Raw genomic sequence first — 22,397 nt, forward strand, 5'->3', positions numbered from 1 at the left:
TAAATAAAAAGAGCAGCGATTGAGCTGCTCTTTTTTATTTCCAGTTTCGAACAAAACTAGTTAAATGGTTTAACTAATCTAATAAGAGGGGAAGGAAAGTTACTTGGAACGGTAATCGTTTCCAGAGCGTCTTCGAAATCAATGATCAAACCATCATAGGCACTATTAATTTTGTGTGCGTCTGGCGTGTTCGTCCAGTAAGGTTCATTGGTTGTTGTTGGGAAATAGGTCAGGTTAATTGCAGGTTTAGTACAGCGATACTCTACGATTGAACTCAGCTCTTTAATATTTGGCAAGCGAAAGCCCGTTTGACTCGCAATGGTAGTTAGGCTTGTATCTTTAGTTGCATTGAGTGCATCTTGCCAGTTTTTGTATTTCAGCGCTGTTCCTTCACATTTATCTTGTGCCGAATTGTAGCTTTCACCTACGTTACATTTAGACCAAAGTAAATTAGTGGTAACGTCCAGTAATGTACCATCTTTACGGTCAATAAACTGCCCGTCTTTGATCGATGCTGGCTGCGTCGTTACACATGTTTGTGCGAATACGTTACCGCATAGTAAGGCGGTCAGTGCTCCTAAGCATATATGGAATTTCATTAATCTAAACCTCCGCTCACAGCGACAATACCTGCTGAGCCAAAAATGTTTTTGCTACAAAGCTTGAGCTCTCCTGTAGCCGTATCAACGCATCGCACGCTACCATTTTGTTTTACTGAGCTTGTTTTTGTAAAAATCTTGCTCCCTAAGTGAGGGAAGAAGTTCACGCTAGTTGATGGCTTGTTACCCACATTAAAGCTTATAAATGAGCGTGCCTCAGCAGGAGAAGGCAGACGCCAATCGGTAATACCACAGATGGCATAACTGTTTAGGGCATTAATATAGCTACTGGTATTGCAATAGCGGTTACCTGACTTGTCATCAGGGTAAGCGCATTTAGAAGATATTGGTCCTTCGTTATAGAGTAGGTCGTTAGGCGCACCGGCATAACCGCCATTGGTGGTCGCATCGGAGTCATACCAAGTGTAGGTGTATGAAGCACTTCGCCAAGAGCTTGATTCATCTACCCAAGGGTAAGGGTTTGCGTTCGCATCTAGCTTGTGTTTTTTCACCCAATCTTCGATGACACCTGTCGAAGGCAGTGCTTTAGCTGGTTGTTTATTCTCGATGTATAGCCCAGTGCGTCCATCTTTTACACAACGCCAACTCGACGCTGATGAGCTGACAGGGTTAGAATTCGCATCGATCTTGGTGTAGCGGAAGCCATATTCCCCATCAGCGTGTTCAATTCCATCTGTTTTATCTAAACCAAAATCGGCATCTTGATTAGGGTGCGAGGCTGGTGGAGTGACACTGTCGTAGTCTGTACCATCGAAATAGGTCACATAACCCGTATCGTTGAAGCTTTTTTGGCCGGGAATATAGAACGAAAGAGAATTGTTCTTAGCATCGATAGCCGCGTTTCCTGCACTAGCTATGGTATAGATGACGGATTCTCCGCCTTCATTGAAACTGTCGGTAATCGCAGAAAATTTGATGTTTGTTGATAGTGTTTCTGCGGGTATCTTGATACTTGAACCAGCGATATCAACACTGAAGTCTTTAGCGGTGGCGATGCCCGTTTGAGCGAGTGTCAGCGTAACCTCTTTAGAGGTGTAGTGGCTTAAAGTCGCTTGCTGAACAACGCTGTCACCCTCAACAACGGTACTTAAGTCTTTGCTAAACCGGACTGTTGGCTGAGCGTCAATATCATTAATGGTTACTTCGGTTTGCTTGTTGGTCAGAGTGTAATTTGCACTGTTATCCACACCAATGGTGTAGTGGAAGGTCTTGTTCCCTTCGTAAAGATTATTATGGGTAAGATTCAAAGGAAGAGCTGCACTAGTTGCACCCGCCGAAACCTTGACGTTTTGGCTAGAGATAGCATCGTAGCTTTTAAACATACCAGTAGAGCGTGTTGTGATATCGCTGGTGACGATAGTGAGAGTGAGCTCTTGGCTTAAGGCTTTGGAAAAAGAAACTGTAATTGACTCTGTCTTCGACCCTGATTGTGGTTCAGAAAATGAAACACTTTTCGGGATGCTAACGTTAATTTGTGATGATGACGAAGTAGACGTTGTTTTACCATTATTCTCATGACCGCTTTTACAGCCACTGAATAGTGTTATGAGAAGGATTACTGAGATGGTATTGAGCTGCCAACTCGACGTGTTTCTTTCCATGTTTGAACCTAAACCATTAAATTGTATAAGATAATCTATGGTAACAAAAATATTATACGAATGCCTGAATTCATATGGTTAAGTTATGTATTTCGAATGTTTCCATATGGGTTTTTGTAGGTTATGTAAGAGGAGGGGGCTGTCTGGAGGGGAGCCTCCCAATGATGAATTTATCATCAGGAGGCTAGCTTGTTAGCTTTCAATCATCACTCGAGTATCTTCACTGAGCGTTTCTAATTCATTCACTACGTCATCAATCAAAACTTCGATTGGTAGCTTAACGGCAATCTTGGAAGTAAATAAGCTTGAGCTAACACCACCGCCGCCAGCGATGAAGACTCGGTGGCAATCCATATCAAGAATGCTGATCCCTTGTCTGTCTAGTACATGTGTCACTTCGTTGACGATGCCAGCTCGGTCGTTAGAGTCGAGTCGTAAATGATGTATTGTGTCTTGTGCGTTGTGAGTGTGGTCTGAATCAACAAACTGCACGATCAAGTCAGCATTGGCACTGAAAGCATCCTTAACAATTGATTCGTTGATGGCAGGAAGTTGAATCTTTAATACGCCTGCAACTTGATCTTCAATAAAGTTAACTTTACTGATGAGCCATTTTCCGTCGTTTTCGTGAGTAACCGCAGCAAGTTGCTTGATTGTTGCTGGTGATGCTTGTCCGATAAAGTTTACGATAAATGTACTGTTCATATCAGCCCCCAAAGTCTCAATTGTTCGTTGCTAATTAAATGTTTGATATCACGCGATAAAGTTCTTTAATTTCAGTGTAGAAGGTTACATCGAACAATGTTTGACCTGTGTCAATTTTTGAAACTAAGCTGTGATGCAAAAAAAGAGAATGAAGAGTAGGGCACAAAAAAAGCGGCTAGAGAGCCGCTTTTAGAAGAGTTGTCGCATTTATTTGAAATGCAGTAACTTAGAGTTCAGAGACTGGAAGCCGATTTAAAACGTTACTTTAAAGTTCATACCAACAAACTGAGAGTCATATGTTGCCCCTGCATCGTAGGCGAATCGGGCTGCGTCTTTGTTATCCCACCAAGGGTTAGTATTCAGATTAACTTCTGCGTCACCACCCCATGCATCACTTACCCAGTAGTGGATATGGCCAACAGGGTTGAGGAAGAATAATGAAACATCACCCATGGTTTGAGAGCCCATCACTTCGCCACCTGAAGCAACAATGTCTTGCTCTGCTTCTAGCATCATTTCACCGACAACAGCCCCAAAGAATGGTGTAATAAATATATCTTGCCATGACGGTACTTCAGCAAACGCTTCTACGCCGTATTCCCAGAAAAATGTCGACATTGTCCAAGAGTATAAGAAAGACTCAAACTCGTCATAACCAGCATGTCGAGCTGCGGTGTAGTAAACACCACCGAAATACGGATGCATTACGTAGTTTAGGAAGTGTTCATCACGGTCCCATACTGGGCCTTCAGAAACGTTATCTTTCCATTTTTTACCTAGTGCACTGATATCACGCTGGTCATCATCCCACTTAGTGATGCTTTCAGGTAAAAGCGTCATGAGGCCAACGGTTGCGACACTTAAACCAAGAATGGTATAAGTTTGGCCCATGAGGTAATCCCAATCTTTGCCATCGCTAACGGTAAGGTAGAGTGGTTGTTTTTCGATCGTTAAATCATATTGGTCGCTTGTTTCGCTTAGCGCATAATTGTTACTAGGCTTATAGGTGTACAAGCTTTCATTAACACAGTAATCTTGAGCGCATTCATCCGAATAAGAAAGGTTGATTGGTTGGTCGAAGTCGTATTGGCTTGCAACCGAGTTAACTGACATTAGCATTGTAAATGCAGCAGTAACCTTCGTTAGTAACGGTGATTTGGCCACAAGGGTCTCCATGAGAAGTTAATAATTGATCCGAGTCACAATTATCTATTAAATGCTTAGTTTAGGGAACTAATAATTTATTGCTTTTCCTAAGAAAACCTTAGATTAAGCATTAGTAATATTTGTGAAAAGGTGAATGACTCAAACTCAACCTTAGACTAGTTTGTAAATAATGCCGTGTCTTTTAATGGCCACAAGGGATATAAATATGACGAAAATCGCAATGTTAAGCACTGGTGAAGAAGTTCTTCATGGGGACATTGTCGACACAAACGCAGCTTGGATGTCTGCTGAGTTTTATCAGCACGGCTTTGCTTTGGCAAAGCGTTCAACTGTGGGCGACCAAATGAACGCTCTGATTGAAGAACTGCTGATGCTGAGCTTCAACTATGATGTGGTTATCGTCAATGGTGGTTTGGGGCCGACAACTGATGATATGAGTGCGGCCGCTGCGGCTGCGGCCTCAGATCAAAAGCTTGTCATGTTCCCTGAGTGGCTGACTCGTATGGAAGAGATGTTCTCTGGACGTGGCATGCCGATGCCTGACAGTAACCTTAAGCAAGCTTTATTGCCCGCGAGTTCAGAGATTGTTGATAATCCTGTGGGTACGGCTTGCGGCTTCAAGCTGAAAATCAATGATGCTACTTTCTATTTCACTCCTGGTGTACCGAGTGAATTCAAACGTATGGTTACGTTTGAGATTCTTCCTGACTTGTCGCGTACCTACCCTCAAGTGGTTGCCTCTGAATGCAGTCGATTGTTTACGTTTGGTTTGTCTGAATCGGGTATCTCGGATGTGTTAGACCAGCTTAAGCTTCCAGCAGGCTATGAACTTGGCTACCGCTCTTATCTGCCTTTTATTGAGGTCAAACTGTTTGGTCCTAAGGCAGACTTAGAAACTCGCGTTAAGCTTCTGCAAATGGTTTACAAGCTCCTAGAGAGTAATGTCGTGAGCGTTGATGAGCCAATGATTGACCATATTGGACACATCATGGCGGAAAAAAAGAAGACGTTATCTGTATCTGAAGTGTCGACCAAAGGAGCCCTATCAGCGTGGCTGCAATTGAATGAGCAGGTTGAAGACTGCTTTGGGCATTCATGGGTCATGGCTGAGCCAAAAGAGAGCGAACTTGAAAAGAGTGATCCATTAGCCGCAACTTTTGCACTGGCTGGCGCTACAAGAGAGAAGTGCGGTACAGAATTGGCTTTGGTGACTGGTAAATTAGAAGGCAACACATTTAGCGTCGCATTGTCGACTGAAGCAGGAGAGTGGGGACAGGTGCTTGAGTTTTATCGTCAGTACTCACGCGAAGACCAACGCAACGTGATTAAGACCGTTGCCGCCGATATGCTGAGAAGGCATCTAGACAACAAACCGATGTTTGGTACTTACTCTTCGGTTAAGCGATTGAAAGACATGTTTATTCCTAAAGCGGTACTATAAACCAAGTTAACGCTATAAAGTCCAAGTTAAAGCTATAAAGCTATATATGTAATAAATCATATACATCAACAAAGCCGAGTTGGTGCAATAAGCGAGTTGTCTGATTGAGCCAACATGAAAAACAAAAAGGGCCTGATAATGAAGATTATCGGGCCCTTAAATTTTTAAGCTTTTCTGTTAACGATTCAACATTGTACTAATCGCGCTAAGTAGCTAAGTATAAGATCTAAGTACAAGTATTAAGCACTTTTTTGCTTATTTCTGTGAATAACGTTACTCAGCGATAGTTCTGTTTTTGCTTTACAGATACAAGGTAATATTTCATTACCTTGCGTGTAAGCCATAGCAAAACCAACGTACTCAACTTCACCGGAATCCAACGTACAGCGGCAAGCGCCACAGTGGCCATCTCGGCAGTTGTATTCTGGCTCTAACCCTGCTTGTTCCATTGTTTCCAATAGAGTATTTGAAGGGTTAGATTCAATAGAAGTCAGCTTGTTGATTTTGATTGTTGGCATTACAGCTCAAACCCTTCAAAGTCGTCAGCTTTTACTTCGTTGTCGATTTGGCCAACTAGGTAAGAACTGATTTCAGCTTCTTGTGGAGCAACTTGAACGTTATCTGAAGACAACCAAGCGTTGATCCATGGAATTGGGTTCGACGTTGCTTCTGGGTAAGCGGTACCTAGACCAACAGCCTGCATACGGATGTTAGTAATGTACTCAACGTATTGGCAAAGAATGTCTTTGTTTAGACCAATCATAGAGCCATCTTTGAATAGGTATTCTGCCCACTCTTTCTCTTGCTCTGCTGCTTCTTTGAATAGGTCGAAACATTCTTGCTTACACTCTTCAGCGATCTGCATGAATTCGAAGTCATCTTGGCCATTACGCAGCAAGTTGATCATGTGCTGTGTACCAGTAAGGTGAAGTGCTTCATCACGAGCGATTAGCTTGATGATCTTCGCGTTACCTTCCATTAGCTCACGTTCAGCGAATGCGAATGAACATGCAAAACTCACGTAGAAACGAATCGCTTCCAGTGCGTTTACAGACATTAGACATACGTAAAGCTTCTTCTTCAGGTCGTGAAGTGAAATTTTAACGTCTTCGCCGTTGATGTTGTGGTTGCCTTCACCGTAGCGGTGGTAGTCAGCCGTCAGCTTGATCAAATCGTCGTAGTAAAATGCGATGTCTTTAGCACGCTTCAGGATCTCTTCGTTTTCAACGATGTCGTCGAATACTACGCCTGGATCATTTACGATGTTACGGATGATGTGCGTGTAAGAACGAGAGTGAATCGTTTCAGAGAATGACCATGTCTCAATCCAAGTTTCAACTTCTGGTAGTGATACCAATGGAAGTAGGGCAACGTTAGGGCTGCGGCCTTGGATAGAATCTAGAAGCGTTTGGTACTTCAAGTTAGAGATGAAGATGTGCTTTTCATGCTCAGGAAGCTTGTTGTAGTCGATACGGTCACTAGACACGTCGACCTCTTCTGGGCGCCAGAAGAAAGAAAGCTGCTTTTCGATAAGCTTTTCGAAGATTTCAAATTTTTGTTGGTCGTAACGTGCAACGTTTACCGACTGACCCAAGAACATTGGTTCTTTTAGTTGGTCATTTTTTTGTTGAGAAAAAGTACTGTAAGCCATAAATGCCTCAAATCCTTTAAAGACCCGCAATAAAACGGACCCTGTTAATGCTTTAAACCCAGAGAAGATAACTCTTCTCTGGGGTCTTAATGTTTATTGCGGTTTAGATCTTACAACCGCCGCCTTCACAATCTTCTTCCGGCACTTGAACTGCATCGCCTTGGTCGTCTTTAGCACCATCACGCGTGTTATGGTAGTAAAGCGTTTTAACACCATACTTGTATGCAGTTAGTAGGTCTTTAAGCAGCTGCTTCATTGGAACCTTACCGCTGTCGTAAACACTTGGATCATAGTTAGTGTTTGCAGAGATAGCTTGGTCAACGAATTTTTGCATGATACCCACTAAGTGTAGGTAACCGTCGTTATTGCCAATGTTCCAAAGTAGCTCGTAGTTGTTTTTAAGATTTAAGAAATCAGGAACAACTTGCTTCAGGATACCGTCTTTCGACGCTTTCACTGATACATAACCACGTGGTGGCTCGATACCGTTAGTCGCGTTCGAGATTTGAGACGAAGTCTCAGAAGGCATAAGCGCTGTTAGCGTAGAGTTACGCAGACCGTGCTCCATGATCTCTTCACGTAGCGTGTCCCAATCGTAGTGCAGAGGCTCTTCACAGACTAAGTCGATATCTTTTTTATAAGTATCGATTGGCAGTAGGCCTTTCGCGTAGTTGGTCTCGTGGAAAGATGGGCAACGGCCTTGTTCTTTCGCTAGTTCAACAGACGCTTTTAGTAAGTGGTATTGAATTGCTTCAAAAGTACGGTGAGTCAGGCCATTTGCGCTGCCGTCAGAGTACTTAACACCATTCTTCGCCAGGTAGTATGCATAGTTGATGACACCCACACCTAAAGTACGACGATTCATTGTCGATTTGTATGCTGCTGGAAGCGGGTAGTCTTGGTAATCAAGCAGTGCATCAAGTGCACGAACAACCAACTCAGAAAGCTCTGCTAAGTCGTCGAGTTCATTGATTGCGCCAAGGTTGAACGCTGAAAGCGTACACAGTGCAATCTCACCTTCGTCATCTTCCACGTTAGAAAGTGGCTTAGTTGGTAGCGCGATTTCTAGACATAGGTTCGATTGACGAACAGGTGCTACTTCAGAATCAAACGGGCTGTGTGTATTACAGTGGTCAACGTTCTGAATGTAGATACGACCAGTAGAAGCACGCTCTTGCATTAGTAGAGAGAACAGTTCAACCGCTTTCACAGTTTCACGTTTCACTGAAGGATCGTTTTCGTACTTAACGTACAGCTCTTCAAAACGCTCTTGGTTTTCGAAGAACGCATCGTAAAGTCCAGGTACATCTGAAGGGGAGAACAGGCTGATGTTGCCACCTTGAACAAGACGAGAATACATAAGCTTATTAAGCTGTACGCCGTAGTCCATGTGACGAACACGGTTCTCTTCAACACCACGGTTGTTTTTCAGTACTAATAGAGACTGAACTTCACCGTGCCATAGTGGGTAGAACACGGTTGCTGCACCGCCACGAACACCACCTTGAGAACAACATTTTACTGCTGTTTGGAAGTATTTGTAGAAAGGGATACAGCCAGTGTGGAACGCTTCACCACCACGAATTTCAGAACCAAGCGCACGGATACGACCTGCGTTGATACCAATACCAGCACGTTGAGATACGTAACGAACAATAGAGCTTGCTGTTGCGTTGATAGAATCAAGGCTGTCACCACACTCGATCAGTACGCAAGAACTGAATTGACGAGTAGGCGTACGTACACCAGACATAATTGGTGTAGGTAGAGAAATCTTAAACGTAGATGAGGCGTCGTAAAAACGTTTGATGTAATCCAGACGAGTTGATTTCGGGTATTTACCGAATAAACAAGCAGCAACTAGGATGTAAAGGAACTGAGCACTCTCGTAAATTTCTTTTGTTACACGGTTTTGCACGAAGTATTTACCTTCAAGCTGCTTGACCGCTGCATAAGAGAAGTCTAAGTCACGCTTGTGGTCGATGTACGCGTCAAGCTCGTCAAACTCAGCTTTCGTGTAGTCTTCCATTAGGTGGCTATCGTATTTACCCATATCAACCAGTTTTGCAACGTGGTCATATAGAGCCGGTGGCTCGTACTCGCCGTACGCTTTTTTACGTAGGTGGAATACTGACAGACGTGCTGCTAGATATTGGTAATCAGGAGTCTCTTCAGAGATTAAATCCGCTGCTGACTTAATGATTGTCTCATGGATGTCAGTGGTGGTGATGCCATCGTAAAACTGAATGTGAGCTTTCAATTCTACTTGTGATACAGAAACATTGTGCAAGCCTTCAGCTGCCCAAGTGATCACTCGATGGATTTTCTCTAAATCGATTGTTTCTTTGCGCCCGTTACGTTTGGTAACAGTAAGTTGTTGGTTCATTCTGCTTAATTTCCCTAACAAAACTGAACAAAGCCGTGTTTTTGTGTATTTCTGTGTAATTTTTGTAAATTACGTTTCGGCTTTGTGATCTTGGTCTACCCATACATTGTAGTTCAAACACAACATATAGGGGTCATTTGTTTGTTGGGTTACAAGATAGTGCTACAGCTTATATTTTTCAAGGTAAAGAAATGGGAGTGCTTGTGGATAAGTGGTGGATTGAAAAAAAACTGTAAGTGACCACTAACTGACGAGGTTCGATGTGACTTGATTGTATAAAAATAGCCTTTTAAGGTTGCTTTATTTTTGCGCACACATAAAAAAAAATCCCTTGATCTTTGAGCAAAATGGGCAATGGATTTTGGATGATTAAAATTAAATCTAGGTGGTCAAAATGGAAGCGAGCGCACGAAATTTAGACTGAAAAAAGTCGTAAAGTTATGTTAATTACAACTCTTTTCAATCGTCTTTTTCTAAAAGATTTTAAGCTGGGGATATTAATAGTTATTGGGTGAGATTTTGCGTGTGGACTATGTAGTTAACATCTACATTCGTGCCCAAACGATAAGTGTCCGTTAACGGGTTGTAGTGCAGTCCTGTAATCCCCAATTCTTGCAGCGGAGTGTTGTCTATCATCTTGATAAGTTCCGCTGGGCGAATGAACTTTTCGTGGTCGTGAGTACCTTCTGGGACAATCTTAAGTAGCTTTTCTGCACCTACTATAGCGAATAGGTAAGACTTAAAGTTACGGTTCAATGTCGAGAAGAACACATGGCCGCCCGGTTTAACCAACTTTGAACAAGCCGAGATAACCGACTGTGGGTCTGGTACGTGCTCTAGCATTTCCATGCAGGTCACCACATCGTAAGTTTGTGGGTTTTGCTCAGCATGATCTTCAATGGTGCTTTGAATGTAATCAAGCTTGGTGCCGGTTTCTAATGCATGCAGACGAGCGACTTCTAGCGGTTCTTTACCCATATCTAAACCAGTGACTAGCGCACCTTCAACGGCCATGCTCTCAGCCAAAATACCGCCACCGCAGCCAACATCGAGAACTTTCTTGCCAAATAGGCCTTCGGTTTTCTCTAGAACGTAATTTAGGCGCAGTGGGTTGATTTGATGTAGTGGCTTAAACTCGCCTTCTAGATCCCACCAGCGCGACGCCATGTCTTCGAATTTTTTGATTTCTGCTGGGTCTACGTTTTGTGATTTAGTCATAATCGGCATTTCCAAGTTAAATAATGCATCCATGAAATTGCAGGCATTATAACTTGCCTTTTCCTGCTGACCAGAAGATCTACAATTTTGCTAGTTTATTGAGTGTAAAGTGACCATGTTTCAGCAAGATATGACGCTGAGGTGCAATTTCTCATCAATAGATTGGCTACAAGGGTCACAAGATGGTAAAAGGAGAGGGAAAGTGATGCCTCCGTAGGTAAATTTGTGTTATATTTTTCGGTCTTATACGTATTCAAAAATACGATCTGACTATAGAGGGAAAATGGCTCTATGAGCGATCTAGCGAAAGAGATCACGCCCGTAAATATTGAAGATGAGCTTAGAGGTTCATACCTAGACTACGCGATGTCCGTCATCGTTGGTCGTGCCCTTCCAGATGTGCGTGATGGCCTAAAACCAGTACACCGCCGCGTTTTGTTCGCGATGAATGTATTAGGTAATGATTGGAACAAAGCATATAAAAAGTCTGCTCGTGTAGTAGGCGATGTAATCGGTAAATATCACCCACACGGTGATAGTGCGGTATACGAGTCAATTGTTCGTATGGCTCAGCCGTTTTCACTACGCTATATGTTAGTCGATGGCCAAGGTAACTTTGGTTCGGTTGACGGCGATTCAGCTGCGGCAATGCGTTATACCGAAGTTCGTATGTCAAAAATAGCTGGTGAGCTATTAACGGATCTTGATAAAGATACGGTTGACTTCGTTCCTAACTATGATGGAACCGAGCAAATACCAGCAGTTTTACCAACAAAAATACCAAACCTATTGGTTAACGGTGCTTCTGGTATCGCAGTAGGTATGGCTACCAACATCCCGCCACATAACCTTGGCGAAGTTGTTGATGGCTGTTTAGCATTTATCAATAATGAAGACATCACTATTGATGAGCTAATGGACTACATCCCGGGTCCAGACTTCCCGACAGCAGCATTAATCAGTGGCCGTAAGGGCATTGTCGATGCATATAAGACTGGCCGTGGCAAAGTTTACATGCGCTCGCGCGCGAACATTGAAATGGAAAAGAACGGTAAAGAAACAATTATCGTTACTGAAATTCCATATCAAGTGAACAAAGCTCGTCTGATCGAGAAGATTGCAGAACTTGTAAAAGACAAGAAAGTTGAAGGCATCAGTGCACTGCGTGACGAATCTGATAAAGATGGTATGCGTATTGTTATTGAATGTAAGCGTGACGCTGTCGGTGAAGTTGTACTAAACAACCTTTACTCACAAACTCAACTGCAAACAACTTTCGGCATCAACATGGTTGCTCTGAACAACGGCCAACCACAACTTTTCAACATTAAAGATATGTTGAAGTGTTTTGTTGATCACCGTCGTGAAGTTGTGACACGTCGTACTATCTTCGAATTGAAGAAAGCGCGCGACCGTGCACATATCTTGGAAGCTCTATCTTTAGCGCTTGCAAACATTGATGAAATCATTGAACTGATCAAGAACGCACCAACACCAGCAGAAGCTAAAGTTGGTCTAGTATCTCGTGGTTGGGATCTTGGTAACGTTGCATCAATGCTTGAACGTGCTGGTACTGATGCAGCTCGTCCAGATTGGCTTGAAGACCAATACGGTATCCGTGATGGTCAATACTTCCTAACGGAAACTCAAGCGCAAGCTATTCTAGAACTTCGTCTTCACCGCTTAACTGGCCTTGAGCACGAGAAGATTCTAGACGAATACAAAGCACTTCTAGAAGAGATCGCTGAGCTAATGCATATCCTTGCAAGCACTGAGCGTTTGATGGAAGTGATCCGTGAAGAACTTGAAGCGGTACGTGATATCTATGGCGACGAACGTCGTACAGAAATCACAGCAGCGGTTCATGACATCGACATGGAAGAGCTAATTGCTCAAGAAGACGTGGTAGTAACGCTTTCTAACGCAGGTTACGTTAAGTACCAAATCCTAAGCGACTACGAAGCTCAGCGTCGTGGTGGTAAAGGTAAGAGTGCAACTAAGATGAAAGATGAGGATTACATTGAGCGTCTGCTTGTTGCTAATACTCACGATAACATCTTATGTTTCTCTACTCGTGGTAAAACGTACCGCTTGAAAGTTTACCAACTGCCTCAAGCAAGCCGCACGGCTCGTGGTAAGCCTATCGTTAACATTCTTCCTCTAGAAGAAGGTGAGCGTATTACGGCTATCCTGCCTGTTTCTGAGTTCTCTAACGAGAAATTCATCTTCATGGCAACAGGCGACGGTACCGTTAAGAAGACATCACTGGATCAATTCGCAAACGTACGTGCTAACGGCCTAATCGCAGTTAACTTACGTGACGATGATTCACTGATTGGCGTTGATATTACTGACGGTAATAGCGACATCATGCTGTTCTCGAAGTCGGGCAAAGTTGTTCGCTTTAACGAGGACAAAGTACGTCCAATGGGTCGTACTGCCTCTGGTGTTCGTGGTATGAAGCTTCCAGAAGACGATCAAGTGGTTTCACTGATTGTTCCTTCAAACGAAGGCGATATCCTAACTGTGACTCAAAACGGTTACGGTAAGCGTACTGAGCTGGCTGAATACCCAACGAAAGGCCGTGCAACGCAAGGTGTAGTATCTATCAAAGTCTCTGATCGTAATGGCCCAGTAGTTGGTGCTGTTCAGGTTGAAGAAGGCGATGAAATGATGATGATCACCGACGCAGGTACACTAGTACGTACTCGCGTAGCGGAAGTAAGCCAAGTTGGTCGTAACACTCAAGGTGTAACACTGATTCGTACTGCTGAAGACGAGAATGTTGTAGGTCTACAACGTATCGACGAAGTAGAAGAAGCTGAGATTGTTGAAGGCGAAGAAACTGAAGAAGCAAATGCTGACGCAGTAAACGCTGAAACGGCTGTTGTTTCTGAATCAAGTGAAGAGCAAGCATCTGATGCTTCTGACTCTGAAAGTGATAGCGAGCAAGACACTGAGTAATCTCGATTACGTTAAGTAATTAAGCTTACCAATGAAAAAACCGAGCCTAAGTGCTCGGTTTTTTATTGCCTGTCATTTCACTCTTTTTCTCTTCTCATTTGGCTTATGGCTTATGGCTTATGGCTTATGGCTTAGGTTTTAGCACCAACCTTAACCCGTCGCTTTTATGCAAAAGTTTGATACTAAATCTCGAACGCTAAACTTTGATCAATAACGAGACAGTGCGAAAACGATAGAGTAGAGATAGATCTAAATAAAAGGGATGTGGAATGGATATCTGGTTGTTGGTTGCGTTGGTACTAATGAGTCTGTTTTTGATCGCGGTCGTTATTGCCGCGAGCAACAATGGCAGCCATCTAAAAGGCAATGTGGTGATTTCTCTTACAGCGGTGGCTTTGAGCGTGCTGGTCTGGTCTCAACTGAAACAAGAGTTACCTCAACTTCCTTTGGATGATAGCAATAACTACACGGCAACAGATTTCGAAGATGAGCTTCAGCAAAGCCTTGAGCAAGACCCGAATCAATCCGACTTGTGGTTTAAGCTTGGTGGTGTGTACATGCAGAAAGCGGAGTTTGATGCGGCATTCACTTGCTACGATTATGCGATTCGCTTAGATCCTCAAGCGCCTTCTGGCCTCTATGCTGCCAAAGCAACAGCACTTTATTATCTTAGCTCTCAAGCGATGAGTGATGATGTTAATGCGTTGTTGGAGCACTCCATGCAGCTTGATCCCAATGATCGTACGGCATTGATGTTGATTGCGACCGATCACTTCATCAGCATGCGCTATCAACAAGCGATCGATGCGTGGACTCAAATCTTAGATTCCAATCAGAAGGGCATTGATAGTGTCTCTATTATCCATTCGATCAACCAAGCCAAACAGATGATCCGTTAAGCTTGGCTAATTGCTAAAGAGGCGATCTTACTTAAGATCTCATTTCGAAGACTATTGGTTTTCCTGCATTTCGATTAAGCCACCAGCATTGTGGATTTGAGTAAACCCTTGAGCGCGCAAGAATTGATAAGCTTGCCCTGAACGATTGCCACTGCGGCAGTACAACACGATGGGTTGGTCTTTATCTATCTTAGCAAAGTGAGTAGCCACTTCAGAAAGAGGGTAGTTGATGGCGTTGTCTAGATGCCCTTGTTCGAACTCTGCAGGTGTTCTGACATCAACCACTAATGCACCTTTCTCTATTAATTCCCACCCTGTCTCAGCACGCTCAGATGCGTGAACGCTTGAACTGAGTAGTGCAATACATAATGCCGAAAGCGAAAGTAAGATTTTCATTGTTTATTCCTTGAATTGGCGAGTGGATCGGGGATTCGATATTGATCTGTATTCCCCTAAAACCTAAAAAACCAGCCACACAACAATAGTGTGACTGGTTTTTACTTAATGGTCTAATGGAAGAAACTAGTATTCGTAGTTGGCTTCACGCTTTTCAGCTTGCTCTTCCCATTTAGGAACAACCGTGTCTAAGAAGTGCTGTTTCTCTGCGTTCATCTTATCCATGTCCATTCCAAGCGCTTTTTGAGCCGCTTCTTTTGTCGAGATATCTGGAATCTCGATTGGATCGGTGATGCCTTTCTTCGCCAGTAGACGAACAATCTTAGTACGAGCATCCGCGGCGCGGTCAACGGCAGTACCTAGCACTTCTAGAGCGATTTCAGGTGCGTGCATGTGAATACCGTGAGACGCGATAGCGTAGTCCCAACGCCATTGAGCGTGACGGATATCGAGTAAGATAGGTTCCATCTCTTGCTCTGTCGCACCCGCTTCCCATGCTGCGCCTGCTTCAAAGTGAGCAGCAACGATTTGTTTCTCAGCAGTCAGCTTCATGTTTAGTACTTGCGCTTTACGGCTTGAAACGATGTTACGCATAGTTTCTTTCGATTGAGTGTGACAGTTTGCACACGTATCTTCGAAGCGGTCGAATGGGTTACCCACTTTATGGTCGGTATAAACGGTGCCATCTTCTTTGGTCACTTTCGGCATATGACAGTCAGCACAAACAACTTTGTTTTTGCCGTGAATACCTTCGCGCCATGTTTCGAAACCTGGGTGTTGCGCTTTCAGCATGGGTGCTTTCGATACTTTATGCGTCCAATCTTTAAAGTTGATTGCATCATAGTAGCGTTCCATGTCGCCAACGGTTGTACCTTGGTCCCAAGGGAATTTCACACCTTTGGTTGGCCCTGTGAAGTAGTATTCCACGTGGCACTGAGCACAAACAGAAGCTTGTTGGTCTAAACGACTTTGTTCATCAAACTTTTTACCAATCGTTTCAAATGCTCGTTCAACGTAAGGACGAGTCACCTTCAATGCTGGCTCACCATTCTTAAAGCCTTCGCTTTGGGTATCGTGACAGTCTGAACAGCCAATAGGGTTAATGATCTCGTTGCCAAGACGCGCCCATTTACCTTCAAAATAACCATCTTCACCACGCTCTTCGATAACACGAGCGACATCTGGGCTCTTACAACTCCAACACGCCATTGGCATTGGGCCAGAGCTTTCGTCCGTTGGGCCGCCAGTACGAAGTGTTTGTCTTACATCGTCAATGGCATAAAAGTGGCCGCGTGCTTTGTTGTAATCCTTTGCGAACCCGTAGCCAGCCCACATGATGACCATGTTTGGATCTTCTTTTAGTGCGTCTTCAATAACTTCGCTTTCTGAAGTCTGTCTCCATGAGTGATATTGATCTGGGTGGTTTTGTTCGAACTGGTCGTTACGAGGGTCGCCAATTTCTTTTTTTTCAGACGCAGCAAAACTGGTCGCGCTTGCTAGTGATGCGCTAACCATTAATAGTGCTGTGACCGAATTACGTATCCAATGCTTTTTCACAGTGATATCTCCAATATACTGATTCTTATACCAAGCGTTGTGAGTTTGCTATTCAAATTAAGAACTGGAGAATTCCTGTTTATATTAATTCATAAACAAACACATTTTGTTACGTGTTGGATATAGCTTGTCTTAGATCAATTAACGGTAGTGACTTCAATCACGTTGAAGTTTATATACCCCTAAAGTGGTATTGATGGTTAGTTTAATTAGAATTTAACTGAGAATTATTATCATATATAACAACCAATTACCTAAATTGACCATGATATAAATAGGGTGATAGCGTTCACAGATTAACCTATCGAAATTTCGCATTACCTAATTAGAGGTATATTCTGATTATAGAAAGCGTTGTGGCTTATCCAAAATAAGAATTGATATCATTTAAGCGGTAATAATATCGTTTAAGGGTACTTTTGTTTAACCGGAATATTATTTAGTTGAGAGTTAAATAATACCGGTATAAGGAAAGGATAAAATGGGCAATATTAAATTGGCCATAGTCATAATGCTTAAATCCCTTCTAGCATTCTGCCTCTATGGTTATTCCATTCATGCTGTTGCTGAGCCTGCTGTTACGCCAGTAGGAGAATCAACAAGACATGAAGTCGAATTAATCCGCGACAAAGACTACAAGTGTGTTCAATGCCATAAAGATTCAAAAGAAACGGTATTGGGTTCACATGGTGAAAGTGCACACGCTTTACTTGGCCGTGAAGTAAATTGTACCGATTGTCATAGTTCAATTAGCCCCGATCACCGAGAAGGTGCACCTGAAGTGGTGAAGTATCGCGCGGCTCAATCACAACCAGGAACCGAAAAGGTTTTCCTCGATCCTAGCTTAATTTTAGATGCCAATAGCCAATGTATCGATTGTCACAAACCTGATGATCTGCGTGAAGCTAGCTGGACTCACGATGTTCACGCGCAAAACTTAACGTGTTCAAACTGTCATGATGTTCATGCGACTGAAGCAAAGGTGTTGGGCTTAGATAAAAAGCAAACCATTAAGCTGTGTGTGGATTGCCATTCAGACTTCAACCAGAAGAAAGAAGGGGAGTAATCTATGAGCTGCTCAAGAAGAAACTTTTTAGCAGGCGCTGGTGCCGTTATTTTTACCACGGGTGTCGCGGGAACTGCGGCGGTGACAAGTCGTAAAACGTTAGCCAATGTTCAAGAAGATGGTGCTAAACGTTATGGAATGATTCATGACGAAACCGCGTGTATTGGTTGTACTGCTTGTACAGAAGCATGTCGTGAAGTGAATAAAGTGCCTGAAGGCGTGTCGCGCTTAGAAATTATTAAGAGCGAACCCCAAGGCGAATATCCAAATGTTGATTACCGTTTTACTCGTAACTCTTGCCAACATTGTGATAACGCGCCGTGTGTCATGGTTTGCCCAACAGGTGCAGCCTACAAAGATGAAAAAACCGGCATTGTCGACGTTCATCAAGAGAAGTGTGTCGGTTGTGGTTACTGTTTGTTAGCGTGTCCATATCAAGTGCGCTTTTTCCATCCAGAGAACAAGTCAGCCGATAAATGTAACTTCTGTCGTGATACCAATCTAGCACAAGGGAAGTTGCCTGCTTGTGTCGAATCTTGCCCAACCAAAGCGCTGACATTCGGCGATTTGAATGACCCTAAGAGTGAGATAAACCAAGTACTTCAATCCGAGGTGGTTTACAGAGATAAAGCCTATCTAGGCACTCAACCAAAACTCTATAAAGTGCCACACCAAAAAGGGGAGATTTGATTATGAGTGCATGGGACGCAGCTTTTCAGTCTGGTACCGTGGTATGGGACTGGATTATAGCAATCTATCTATTTCTCGCGGGGATGTCGGCGGGTGCCGTAATGATCTCCATTTACCTTAAGCGCAAGGTTATTGAAGGCGATCCTGCTCATAATGGTGTGTTAAAGGCGACAGCTTTTCTTGCGCCATTTGGGATCATTTCAGGCCTGCTGATCTTGGTTTTCCATCTGACAAAACCACTGTCATTTTGGAAGATCATGATCTTCTATAATCCAACGTCTGTGATGTCGATGGGTGTGATCTTATTCCAAGTGTATATGGTGATCTTGTTCCTTTGGATCGGCATTATATTTAGAGATCAAATTGTCGTGTTCTTGAATGACCAAACATGGTTAAAAGGGCGACTCGACTTTGTCGGGAACTGGATTGGCAAATTAGAAGTGTTTGAGAATGCTCTGGAAATATTCCTAGCTGTTCTTGCTTTGATGCTTGCCGCTTATACCGGATTCTTGCTGTCAGCTTTAAATACCTTCCCACTATTGAATAACCCAGTACTGCCGATTTTGTTCTTGTTCTCGAGTTTATCTTCGGGTGCGGCGGCGTGTATTTTATTTGGTGTGTTGGTCTTTAAAGAGTCACCTCATAGCCCGAGTATTTCATGGATCCACGGTTTTGAACGCCCGGTTGTGATGTTTGAGTTGTTTGTTCTTATTACTTTCTTTACTGGGCTGATCTTCGCTGGCGGTCAAAGTGAACAAGCAGTATGGAACGCAATTGGCAGTGGTTTCTGGGCGAGTTGGTTCTGGTATGGCGTCATCGGTGTCGGCATGGTTTTACCGTTGTTGTTGAATGCCGTTACACCAACCTCAATTCGCCATAGCTCGGTGTATATTTTCTCCGTGACTTCGCTAAGCCTAATGGGCGTATTAATGCTGCGAACTTTTGTCCTTTATGCAGGGCAGTTAACGATAGCTTAATTTCGCGCAAGTTTATTATTGAGCAGATGTCGGATACTAAACATCTGCTTATTAATGAACATGCTTTTAGTAAACATGAGATGCGTGTTCAGATCGGCTCTGCTCTAGCGGAGCCTTATTGAGGTGATATGGTCGGTTCTTTGGGGCTGTTTAGTTTAGTGTTGGTTGCTGTACTCAGTAGCATTATTGGTGTGCATTCGTTTTATCAAATGCTAAACAAACGGACGCAAAATATAAGTTTAATCCGTAGTTTCTCTCTTTCAAGTGCATTGTTTTCTCTCACTTCTGTCGCATTGCTTGGCTATGCTTTTGTCAGTGATGACTTCTCTATTCTCTATGTCGCTGAACATTCAAATACTCAATTACCCTCATTTTTTAAGCTAGCAGCTGTATGGGCAGGCCATGAAGGTTCCTTGTTATTTTGGGTACTGACGATCAGCGTCTGGTCTGGCGTGATTGCCTTACAAAAACACTATTCGAATGAATACCAAAGCCGCGTGTTGTGGGTAATGAATCTACTGCTCGCGATATTTGCTTGGTTCACCTTATTCGCATCAAACCCATTTGAAATGAATTCGATCTTGCCGCTAGAAGGGCGTGACCTTAACCCAATGTTGCAAGATGTCGGCCTGATCTTTCACCCTCCATTACTTTACCTTGGCTATGTCGGTTTTTCTGTGGTGCTGGCATTTGCCGTTGCCGCTTTGCTGGTTGATCCTATTGAGTTTGATTGGGTTGCCCATTGTCGCAGTTGGTGTCTAGTCGCTTGGATCTTTTTAACCGCAGGGATCATTCTTGGCTCTTGGTGGGCGTACTACGAATTAGGCTGGGGCGGCTGGTGGTTCTGGGATCCTGTTGAAAATGCCAGCTTGTTGCCGTGGCTCACTTCGACAGCCTTGCTGCACTGTTTAGGTGTTGCCAAGGGCAAACAACAGCTTCTGAAGTGGTCTCTAAGCCTTGCTTTCATTACATTTTGTTTGAGTATCTTAGGCACCTTTATTGTTCGTTCTGGCGTATTAACGTCGGTGCATGCGTTTGCGGTTGACCCAACCAAAGGTATCGCACTGCTACTTATATTAGTGTTGGTACTGGTGAGCTCATTTTCTCTGCTTATCGTCAGAGGTGAATCTTTTGAATCTAACCCGATTACTAGCTTCGCCAGTAAGAGCTTTTTAAGCCTAGTTGCGGTGCTCATTTTTGTATTAGCGACCGCTGTTGTGGTGTTTGGTACATTTTATCCAATGATCTTTGAACTGCTTGGGCTGGGTAACATATCGGTGGGTGCGCCATACTTTAATCTGTTGATTGCGCCTTTGGCTTTGCTCGCACTTGGCGTGGTTGGCTTAGCCCCATTGTTGAGTGTTAAACCTCAAGCAACCAAAGGTGTTATTTCACTGTTAGCTCTGGTGTCGTTGGCATTGGGTTACGTTTGTTATTCTTGGCAAGTGGAACAAGTCCAACGACAAGTGATGGCTCTGATAACATGGTCACTCGCATTTTGGGTTTTACTCACTCATGTTTATGGCTTAGCGGTCACGCACAGTTCCAAGTTCCAACGAAAAGTCTGGGTGATGACCTTTGCCCATGTCGGTGTCGCGGTCTTAGCTGTAGGCGCTGCAATGAACAGTTACCACTCGTTTGAGCGCAGTTATAAATTAAGCCCAGATGAACAAGTGGAGTTTATGGGCTGGACGCTTGCTCATGAAGATACAGAGCTTTATGTCGCCTCAAATTTTACCGCTGAAAAGGCGATACTTAAGCTAGATACTGGCGAGCAAAGTTTTTCTATTTCGCCGGAAAGAAGACATTATCAAGTTCGAGTGATGAACATGAGCGAGCCCGCAATGAAATGGTTCTGGCATGGCGATGTGTATATCACCATGGGTGAGAAAGTTGACGCTACCGCTTATGCATTTCGAGTTCAGTACAAAGCGTATGCTCGTTGGATATGGCTTGGTGGGCTGTTCTCAATTCTAGGTGCTGTGCTTTCACTGACCAATCGTAAAAAGAAAACCGTTAAGGCTGCACAGTATGCATACCAGCGTTCGTAATAAACTCATTGCTCTATTTTCAGTGGCTGTTGCTTTGGTCGTTGCATTTTCATATGCGCTCGACAGTAAGCAACAAACGACCAGCGTTTCAGAGCAAAAAAGGACTTTCCCTGAATTTACGGCAGAAAAACTCGTTACTGATGAGTCATTCGATTCTGAAGCATTAAGTTCTGAAATATTAAGCTATGAAACGGCTAAGCTTACGCTCGCTGATATTACTCAACATCCTTACCAACTGGTCAATGTATGGGCTTCATGGTGCGGAATATGTAAAACCGAGCACGCTTTTTTACTCGAACTACAAAAGGAAGGTATTCCAATTGTTGGTCTCAATTATCGAGATAACCCCGGTGCTGCGCTCAATGTATTGTCCAACGACGGCAACCCATACGCAACTGTGATCAGCGATCCTCAAGGGAAGTTGGCGTTAGAACTCGGTGTAATCGGTACTCCTGAGACGTATTTAGTCGATGCTGAAGGCCAAATAGTGAAGAAGTTGCTAGGCGTGATTAATGAATCGGTTTGGCGCAAAGAACTCGCTCACTATTTTAAAGGTACAAATGGATGATGAAGTTCCTGCTCAACATAGTGCTCATACTTAGCGCTGCTATTGTCGTCAACTTCCCTGTATTAGCTGAGGATTTGTTTACGGCGAGTGATAAAGATACAAGCATTCAGGTAGAGTTATTTGAGTTTGAAAGCCTTAATCAACAACAGCGTGCTATTAGTTTGGCAAAATCGCTGCGCTGCCCACAATGTCAGAATCAAAATCTGATTGAGTCGAACTCTCCCATAGCAAAAGATTTACGCCTTGTTGTATTCAATATGGTGAAAGCAGGGAAGAGCAACAATGAAATCACTCAGTACATGACAGAAAGGTTTGGTGAATTTGTGCTTTATAAGCCAGCAATGAGTGTTTCAAACATATTACTTTGGGTGTTACCGAGTCTATTATTTCTTTTGTTTGTATATTTATCAGTAGCGAGTGTTAGGAATGACTCATAAAAA

General features: G+C 43.4%; 19 protein-coding genes. 9 read left to right on the forward strand and 10 right to left on the reverse strand.

Features of this window, described 5'->3' with window-relative positions; genetic code table 11:
- Positions 1 to 56: 56 nt before the first annotated feature.
- From AB4589_RS07065 to AB4589_RS07080, 4 genes are all read right to left on the reverse strand, one after another.
- Positions 57 to 599 (reverse strand): DUF1566 domain-containing protein, encoded by a 543-nt coding sequence (locus AB4589_RS07065; RefSeq protein ID WP_371709164.1) that lies wholly within the window; start codon positions 597 to 599, stop codon positions 57 to 59.
- Positions 599 to 2,221, reverse strand: coding sequence for a DUF1566 domain-containing protein (locus AB4589_RS07070; RefSeq protein ID WP_372099917.1), 1,623 nt, complete (start codon positions 2,219 to 2,221; stop codon positions 599 to 601). The genes AB4589_RS07065 and AB4589_RS07070 overlap by 1 nt, the downstream gene beginning before the upstream one ends.
- Before the next feature lie 192 nt (positions 2,222 to 2,413).
- Complete coding sequence (locus AB4589_RS07075; RefSeq protein ID WP_009848853.1) at positions 2,414 to 2,926, reverse strand: glycine cleavage system protein R; 513 nt, start codon at positions 2,924 to 2,926, stop codon at positions 2,414 to 2,416.
- A gap of 252 nt (positions 2,927 to 3,178) precedes the next feature.
- Entirely contained in the window at positions 3,179 to 4,090 is a 912-nt protein-coding gene (locus AB4589_RS07080) for a DUF3943 domain-containing protein (RefSeq protein ID WP_009848852.1), read from the reverse strand.
- Positions 4,091 to 4,298: 208 nt separating this feature from the next.
- Between AB4589_RS07080 and AB4589_RS07085 the strand changes: the two genes are divergently transcribed.
- A complete protein-coding gene (locus AB4589_RS07085) occupies positions 4,299 to 5,534 on the forward strand; it encodes a CinA family nicotinamide mononucleotide deamidase-related protein (RefSeq protein WP_102250188.1) in 1,236 nt (411 codons plus the stop codon).
- Positions 5,535 to 5,773: 239 nt separating this feature from the next.
- On the opposite strand, the gene yfaE is transcribed toward AB4589_RS07085, so the two are convergent.
- The 4 genes from yfaE to ubiG form a co-directional block, all read right to left on the reverse strand.
- Positions 5,774 to 6,052 (reverse strand): class I ribonucleotide reductase maintenance protein YfaE, encoded by a 279-nt coding sequence (yfaE, locus tag AB4589_RS07090; RefSeq protein ID WP_009848850.1) that lies wholly within the window; start codon positions 6,050 to 6,052, stop codon positions 5,774 to 5,776.
- Positions 6,052 to 7,185, reverse strand: coding sequence for a class Ia ribonucleoside-diphosphate reductase subunit beta (nrdB, locus tag AB4589_RS07095; RefSeq protein WP_004733365.1), 1,134 nt, complete (start codon positions 7,183 to 7,185; stop codon positions 6,052 to 6,054). The genes yfaE and nrdB overlap by 1 nt, the downstream gene beginning before the upstream one ends.
- A gap of 103 nt (positions 7,186 to 7,288) precedes the next feature.
- On the reverse strand, positions 7,289 to 9,571 hold the full coding sequence (gene nrdA, locus AB4589_RS07100) for a class 1a ribonucleoside-diphosphate reductase subunit alpha (protein ID WP_009848849.1): 2,283 nt from the start codon (positions 9,569 to 9,571) through the stop codon (positions 7,289 to 7,291).
- A gap of 504 nt (positions 9,572 to 10,075) precedes the next feature.
- Positions 10,076 to 10,822 carry a bifunctional 2-polyprenyl-6-hydroxyphenol methylase/3-demethylubiquinol 3-O-methyltransferase UbiG gene (ubiG, locus tag AB4589_RS07105; RefSeq protein WP_065680458.1) on the reverse strand — a complete coding sequence of 249 codons (747 nt, stop codon included), beginning with the start codon at positions 10,820 to 10,822 and terminating at the stop codon, positions 10,076 to 10,078.
- Positions 10,823 to 11,080: 258 nt separating this feature from the next.
- Between ubiG and gyrA the strand changes: the two genes are divergently transcribed.
- Both gyrA and AB4589_RS07115 read left to right on the forward strand, forming a co-directional pair.
- On the forward strand, positions 11,081 to 13,753 hold the full coding sequence (gyrA, locus tag AB4589_RS07110) for a DNA topoisomerase (ATP-hydrolyzing) subunit A (protein ID WP_017106649.1): 2,673 nt from the start codon (positions 11,081 to 11,083) through the stop codon (positions 13,751 to 13,753).
- 269 nt (positions 13,754 to 14,022) lie between these two features.
- Positions 14,023 to 14,652 (forward strand): hypothetical protein, encoded by a 630-nt coding sequence (locus AB4589_RS07115; RefSeq protein WP_371709169.1) that lies wholly within the window; start codon positions 14,023 to 14,025, stop codon positions 14,650 to 14,652.
- 51 nt (positions 14,653 to 14,703) lie between these two features.
- On the opposite strand, the gene AB4589_RS07120 is transcribed toward AB4589_RS07115, so the two are convergent.
- Both AB4589_RS07120 and nrfA read right to left on the reverse strand, forming a co-directional pair.
- Positions 14,704 to 15,048 carry a rhodanese-like domain-containing protein gene (locus tag AB4589_RS07120; protein WP_009848845.1) on the reverse strand — a complete coding sequence of 115 codons (345 nt, stop codon included), beginning with the start codon at positions 15,046 to 15,048 and terminating at the stop codon, positions 14,704 to 14,706.
- Positions 15,049 to 15,174: 126 nt separating this feature from the next.
- Positions 15,175 to 16,605 carry an ammonia-forming nitrite reductase cytochrome c552 subunit gene (gene nrfA, locus AB4589_RS07125; RefSeq protein ID WP_371709170.1) on the reverse strand — a complete coding sequence of 477 codons (1,431 nt, stop codon included), beginning with the start codon at positions 16,603 to 16,605 and terminating at the stop codon, positions 15,175 to 15,177.
- A gap of 481 nt (positions 16,606 to 17,086) precedes the next feature.
- Here nrfA and nrfB point away from each other — a divergent pair, with 481 nt between their 5' ends.
- The 6 genes from nrfB to AB4589_RS07155 all read left to right on the forward strand — a co-directional run bounded on the left by nrfB (position 17,087) and on the right by AB4589_RS07155 (position 22,394).
- The gene (nrfB, locus tag AB4589_RS07130) at positions 17,087 to 17,671 is read left to right on the forward strand and encodes a cytochrome c nitrite reductase pentaheme subunit (RefSeq protein ID WP_009848843.1); all 585 of its coding nucleotides are present in this window, start codon (positions 17,087 to 17,089) and stop codon (positions 17,669 to 17,671) included.
- 3 nt (positions 17,672 to 17,674) lie between these two features.
- The gene (nrfC, locus tag AB4589_RS07135) at positions 17,675 to 18,361 is read left to right on the forward strand and encodes a cytochrome c nitrite reductase Fe-S protein (RefSeq protein ID WP_012604317.1); all 687 of its coding nucleotides are present in this window, start codon (positions 17,675 to 17,677) and stop codon (positions 18,359 to 18,361) included.
- 2 nt (positions 18,362 to 18,363) lie between these two features.
- The gene (gene nrfD, locus AB4589_RS07140) at positions 18,364 to 19,338 is read left to right on the forward strand and encodes a cytochrome c nitrite reductase subunit NrfD (protein WP_029223547.1); all 975 of its coding nucleotides are present in this window, start codon (positions 18,364 to 18,366) and stop codon (positions 19,336 to 19,338) included.
- A gap of 128 nt (positions 19,339 to 19,466) precedes the next feature.
- Entirely contained in the window at positions 19,467 to 21,389 is a 1,923-nt protein-coding gene (locus AB4589_RS07145; protein ID WP_371709172.1) for a heme lyase CcmF/NrfE family subunit, read from the forward strand.
- Positions 21,370 to 21,957: a DsbE family thiol:disulfide interchange protein gene (locus AB4589_RS07150; RefSeq protein ID WP_371709173.1), complete on the forward strand. Its 588-nt coding sequence runs from the start codon at positions 21,370 to 21,372 to the stop codon at positions 21,955 to 21,957. Before AB4589_RS07145 ends, AB4589_RS07150 begins: the two co-directional genes overlap by 20 nt.
- Positions 21,954 to 22,394 carry a cytochrome c-type biogenesis protein CcmH gene (locus AB4589_RS07155; protein ID WP_065680452.1) on the forward strand — a complete coding sequence of 147 codons (441 nt, stop codon included), beginning with the start codon at positions 21,954 to 21,956 and terminating at the stop codon, positions 22,392 to 22,394. The genes AB4589_RS07150 and AB4589_RS07155 overlap by 4 nt, the downstream gene beginning before the upstream one ends.
- The last annotated feature ends 3 nt before the right edge of the window (positions 22,395 to 22,397 follow it).

This window comes from Vibrio sp. 10N.222.49.A3 (genome assembly GCF_041475145.1).
Classification (GTDB): Bacteria; Pseudomonadota; Gammaproteobacteria; order Enterobacterales; family Vibrionaceae; genus Vibrio; species Vibrio tasmaniensis_A.

Bases quoted from the DNA above. Each gene is read 5' to 3' on its own strand.
- AB4589_RS07085 (WP_102250188.1), top strand. From the start codon at position 4,299: ATGACGAAAATCGCAATGTTAAGCACTGGTGAAGAAGTTCTTCATGGG.
- AB4589_RS07155 (WP_065680452.1), top strand. From the start codon at position 21,954: ATGATGAAGTTCCTGCTCAACATAGTGCTCATACTTAGCGCTGCTATT.
- nrfD (WP_029223547.1), top strand. From the start codon at position 18,364: ATGAGTGCATGGGACGCAGCTTTTCAGTCTGGTACCGTGGTATGGGAC.
- AB4589_RS07065 (WP_371709164.1), bottom strand. From the start codon at position 599: ATGAAATTCCATATATGCTTAGGAGCACTGACCGCCTTACTATGCGGT.
- AB4589_RS07145 (WP_371709172.1), top strand. From the start codon at position 19,467: ATGGTCGGTTCTTTGGGGCTGTTTAGTTTAGTGTTGGTTGCTGTACTC.
- AB4589_RS07075 (WP_009848853.1), bottom strand. From the start codon at position 2,926: ATGAACAGTACATTTATCGTAAACTTTATCGGACAAGCATCACCAGCA.
- AB4589_RS07115 (WP_371709169.1), top strand. From the start codon at position 14,023: ATGGATATCTGGTTGTTGGTTGCGTTGGTACTAATGAGTCTGTTTTTG.
- nrdB (WP_004733365.1), bottom strand. From the start codon at position 7,185: ATGGCTTACAGTACTTTTTCTCAACAAAAAAATGACCAACTAAAAGAA.
- AB4589_RS07120 (WP_009848845.1), bottom strand. From the start codon at position 15,048: ATGAAAATCTTACTTTCGCTTTCGGCATTATGTATTGCACTACTCAGT.
- nrfC (WP_012604317.1), top strand. From the start codon at position 17,675: ATGAGCTGCTCAAGAAGAAACTTTTTAGCAGGCGCTGGTGCCGTTATT.
- ubiG (WP_065680458.1), bottom strand. From the start codon at position 10,822: ATGGATGCATTATTTAACTTGGAAATGCCGATTATGACTAAATCACAA.
- yfaE (WP_009848850.1), bottom strand. From the start codon at position 6,052: ATGCCAACAATCAAAATCAACAAGCTGACTTCTATTGAATCTAACCCT.
- nrfB (WP_009848843.1), top strand. From the start codon at position 17,087: ATGGGCAATATTAAATTGGCCATAGTCATAATGCTTAAATCCCTTCTA.
- gyrA (WP_017106649.1), top strand. From the start codon at position 11,081: ATGAGCGATCTAGCGAAAGAGATCACGCCCGTAAATATTGAAGATGAG.
- AB4589_RS07150 (WP_371709173.1), top strand. From the start codon at position 21,370: ATGCATACCAGCGTTCGTAATAAACTCATTGCTCTATTTTCAGTGGCT.
- nrdA (WP_009848849.1), bottom strand. From the start codon at position 9,571: ATGAACCAACAACTTACTGTTACCAAACGTAACGGGCGCAAAGAAACA.
- AB4589_RS07070 (WP_372099917.1), bottom strand. From the start codon at position 2,221: ATGGAAAGAAACACGTCGAGTTGGCAGCTCAATACCATCTCAGTAATC.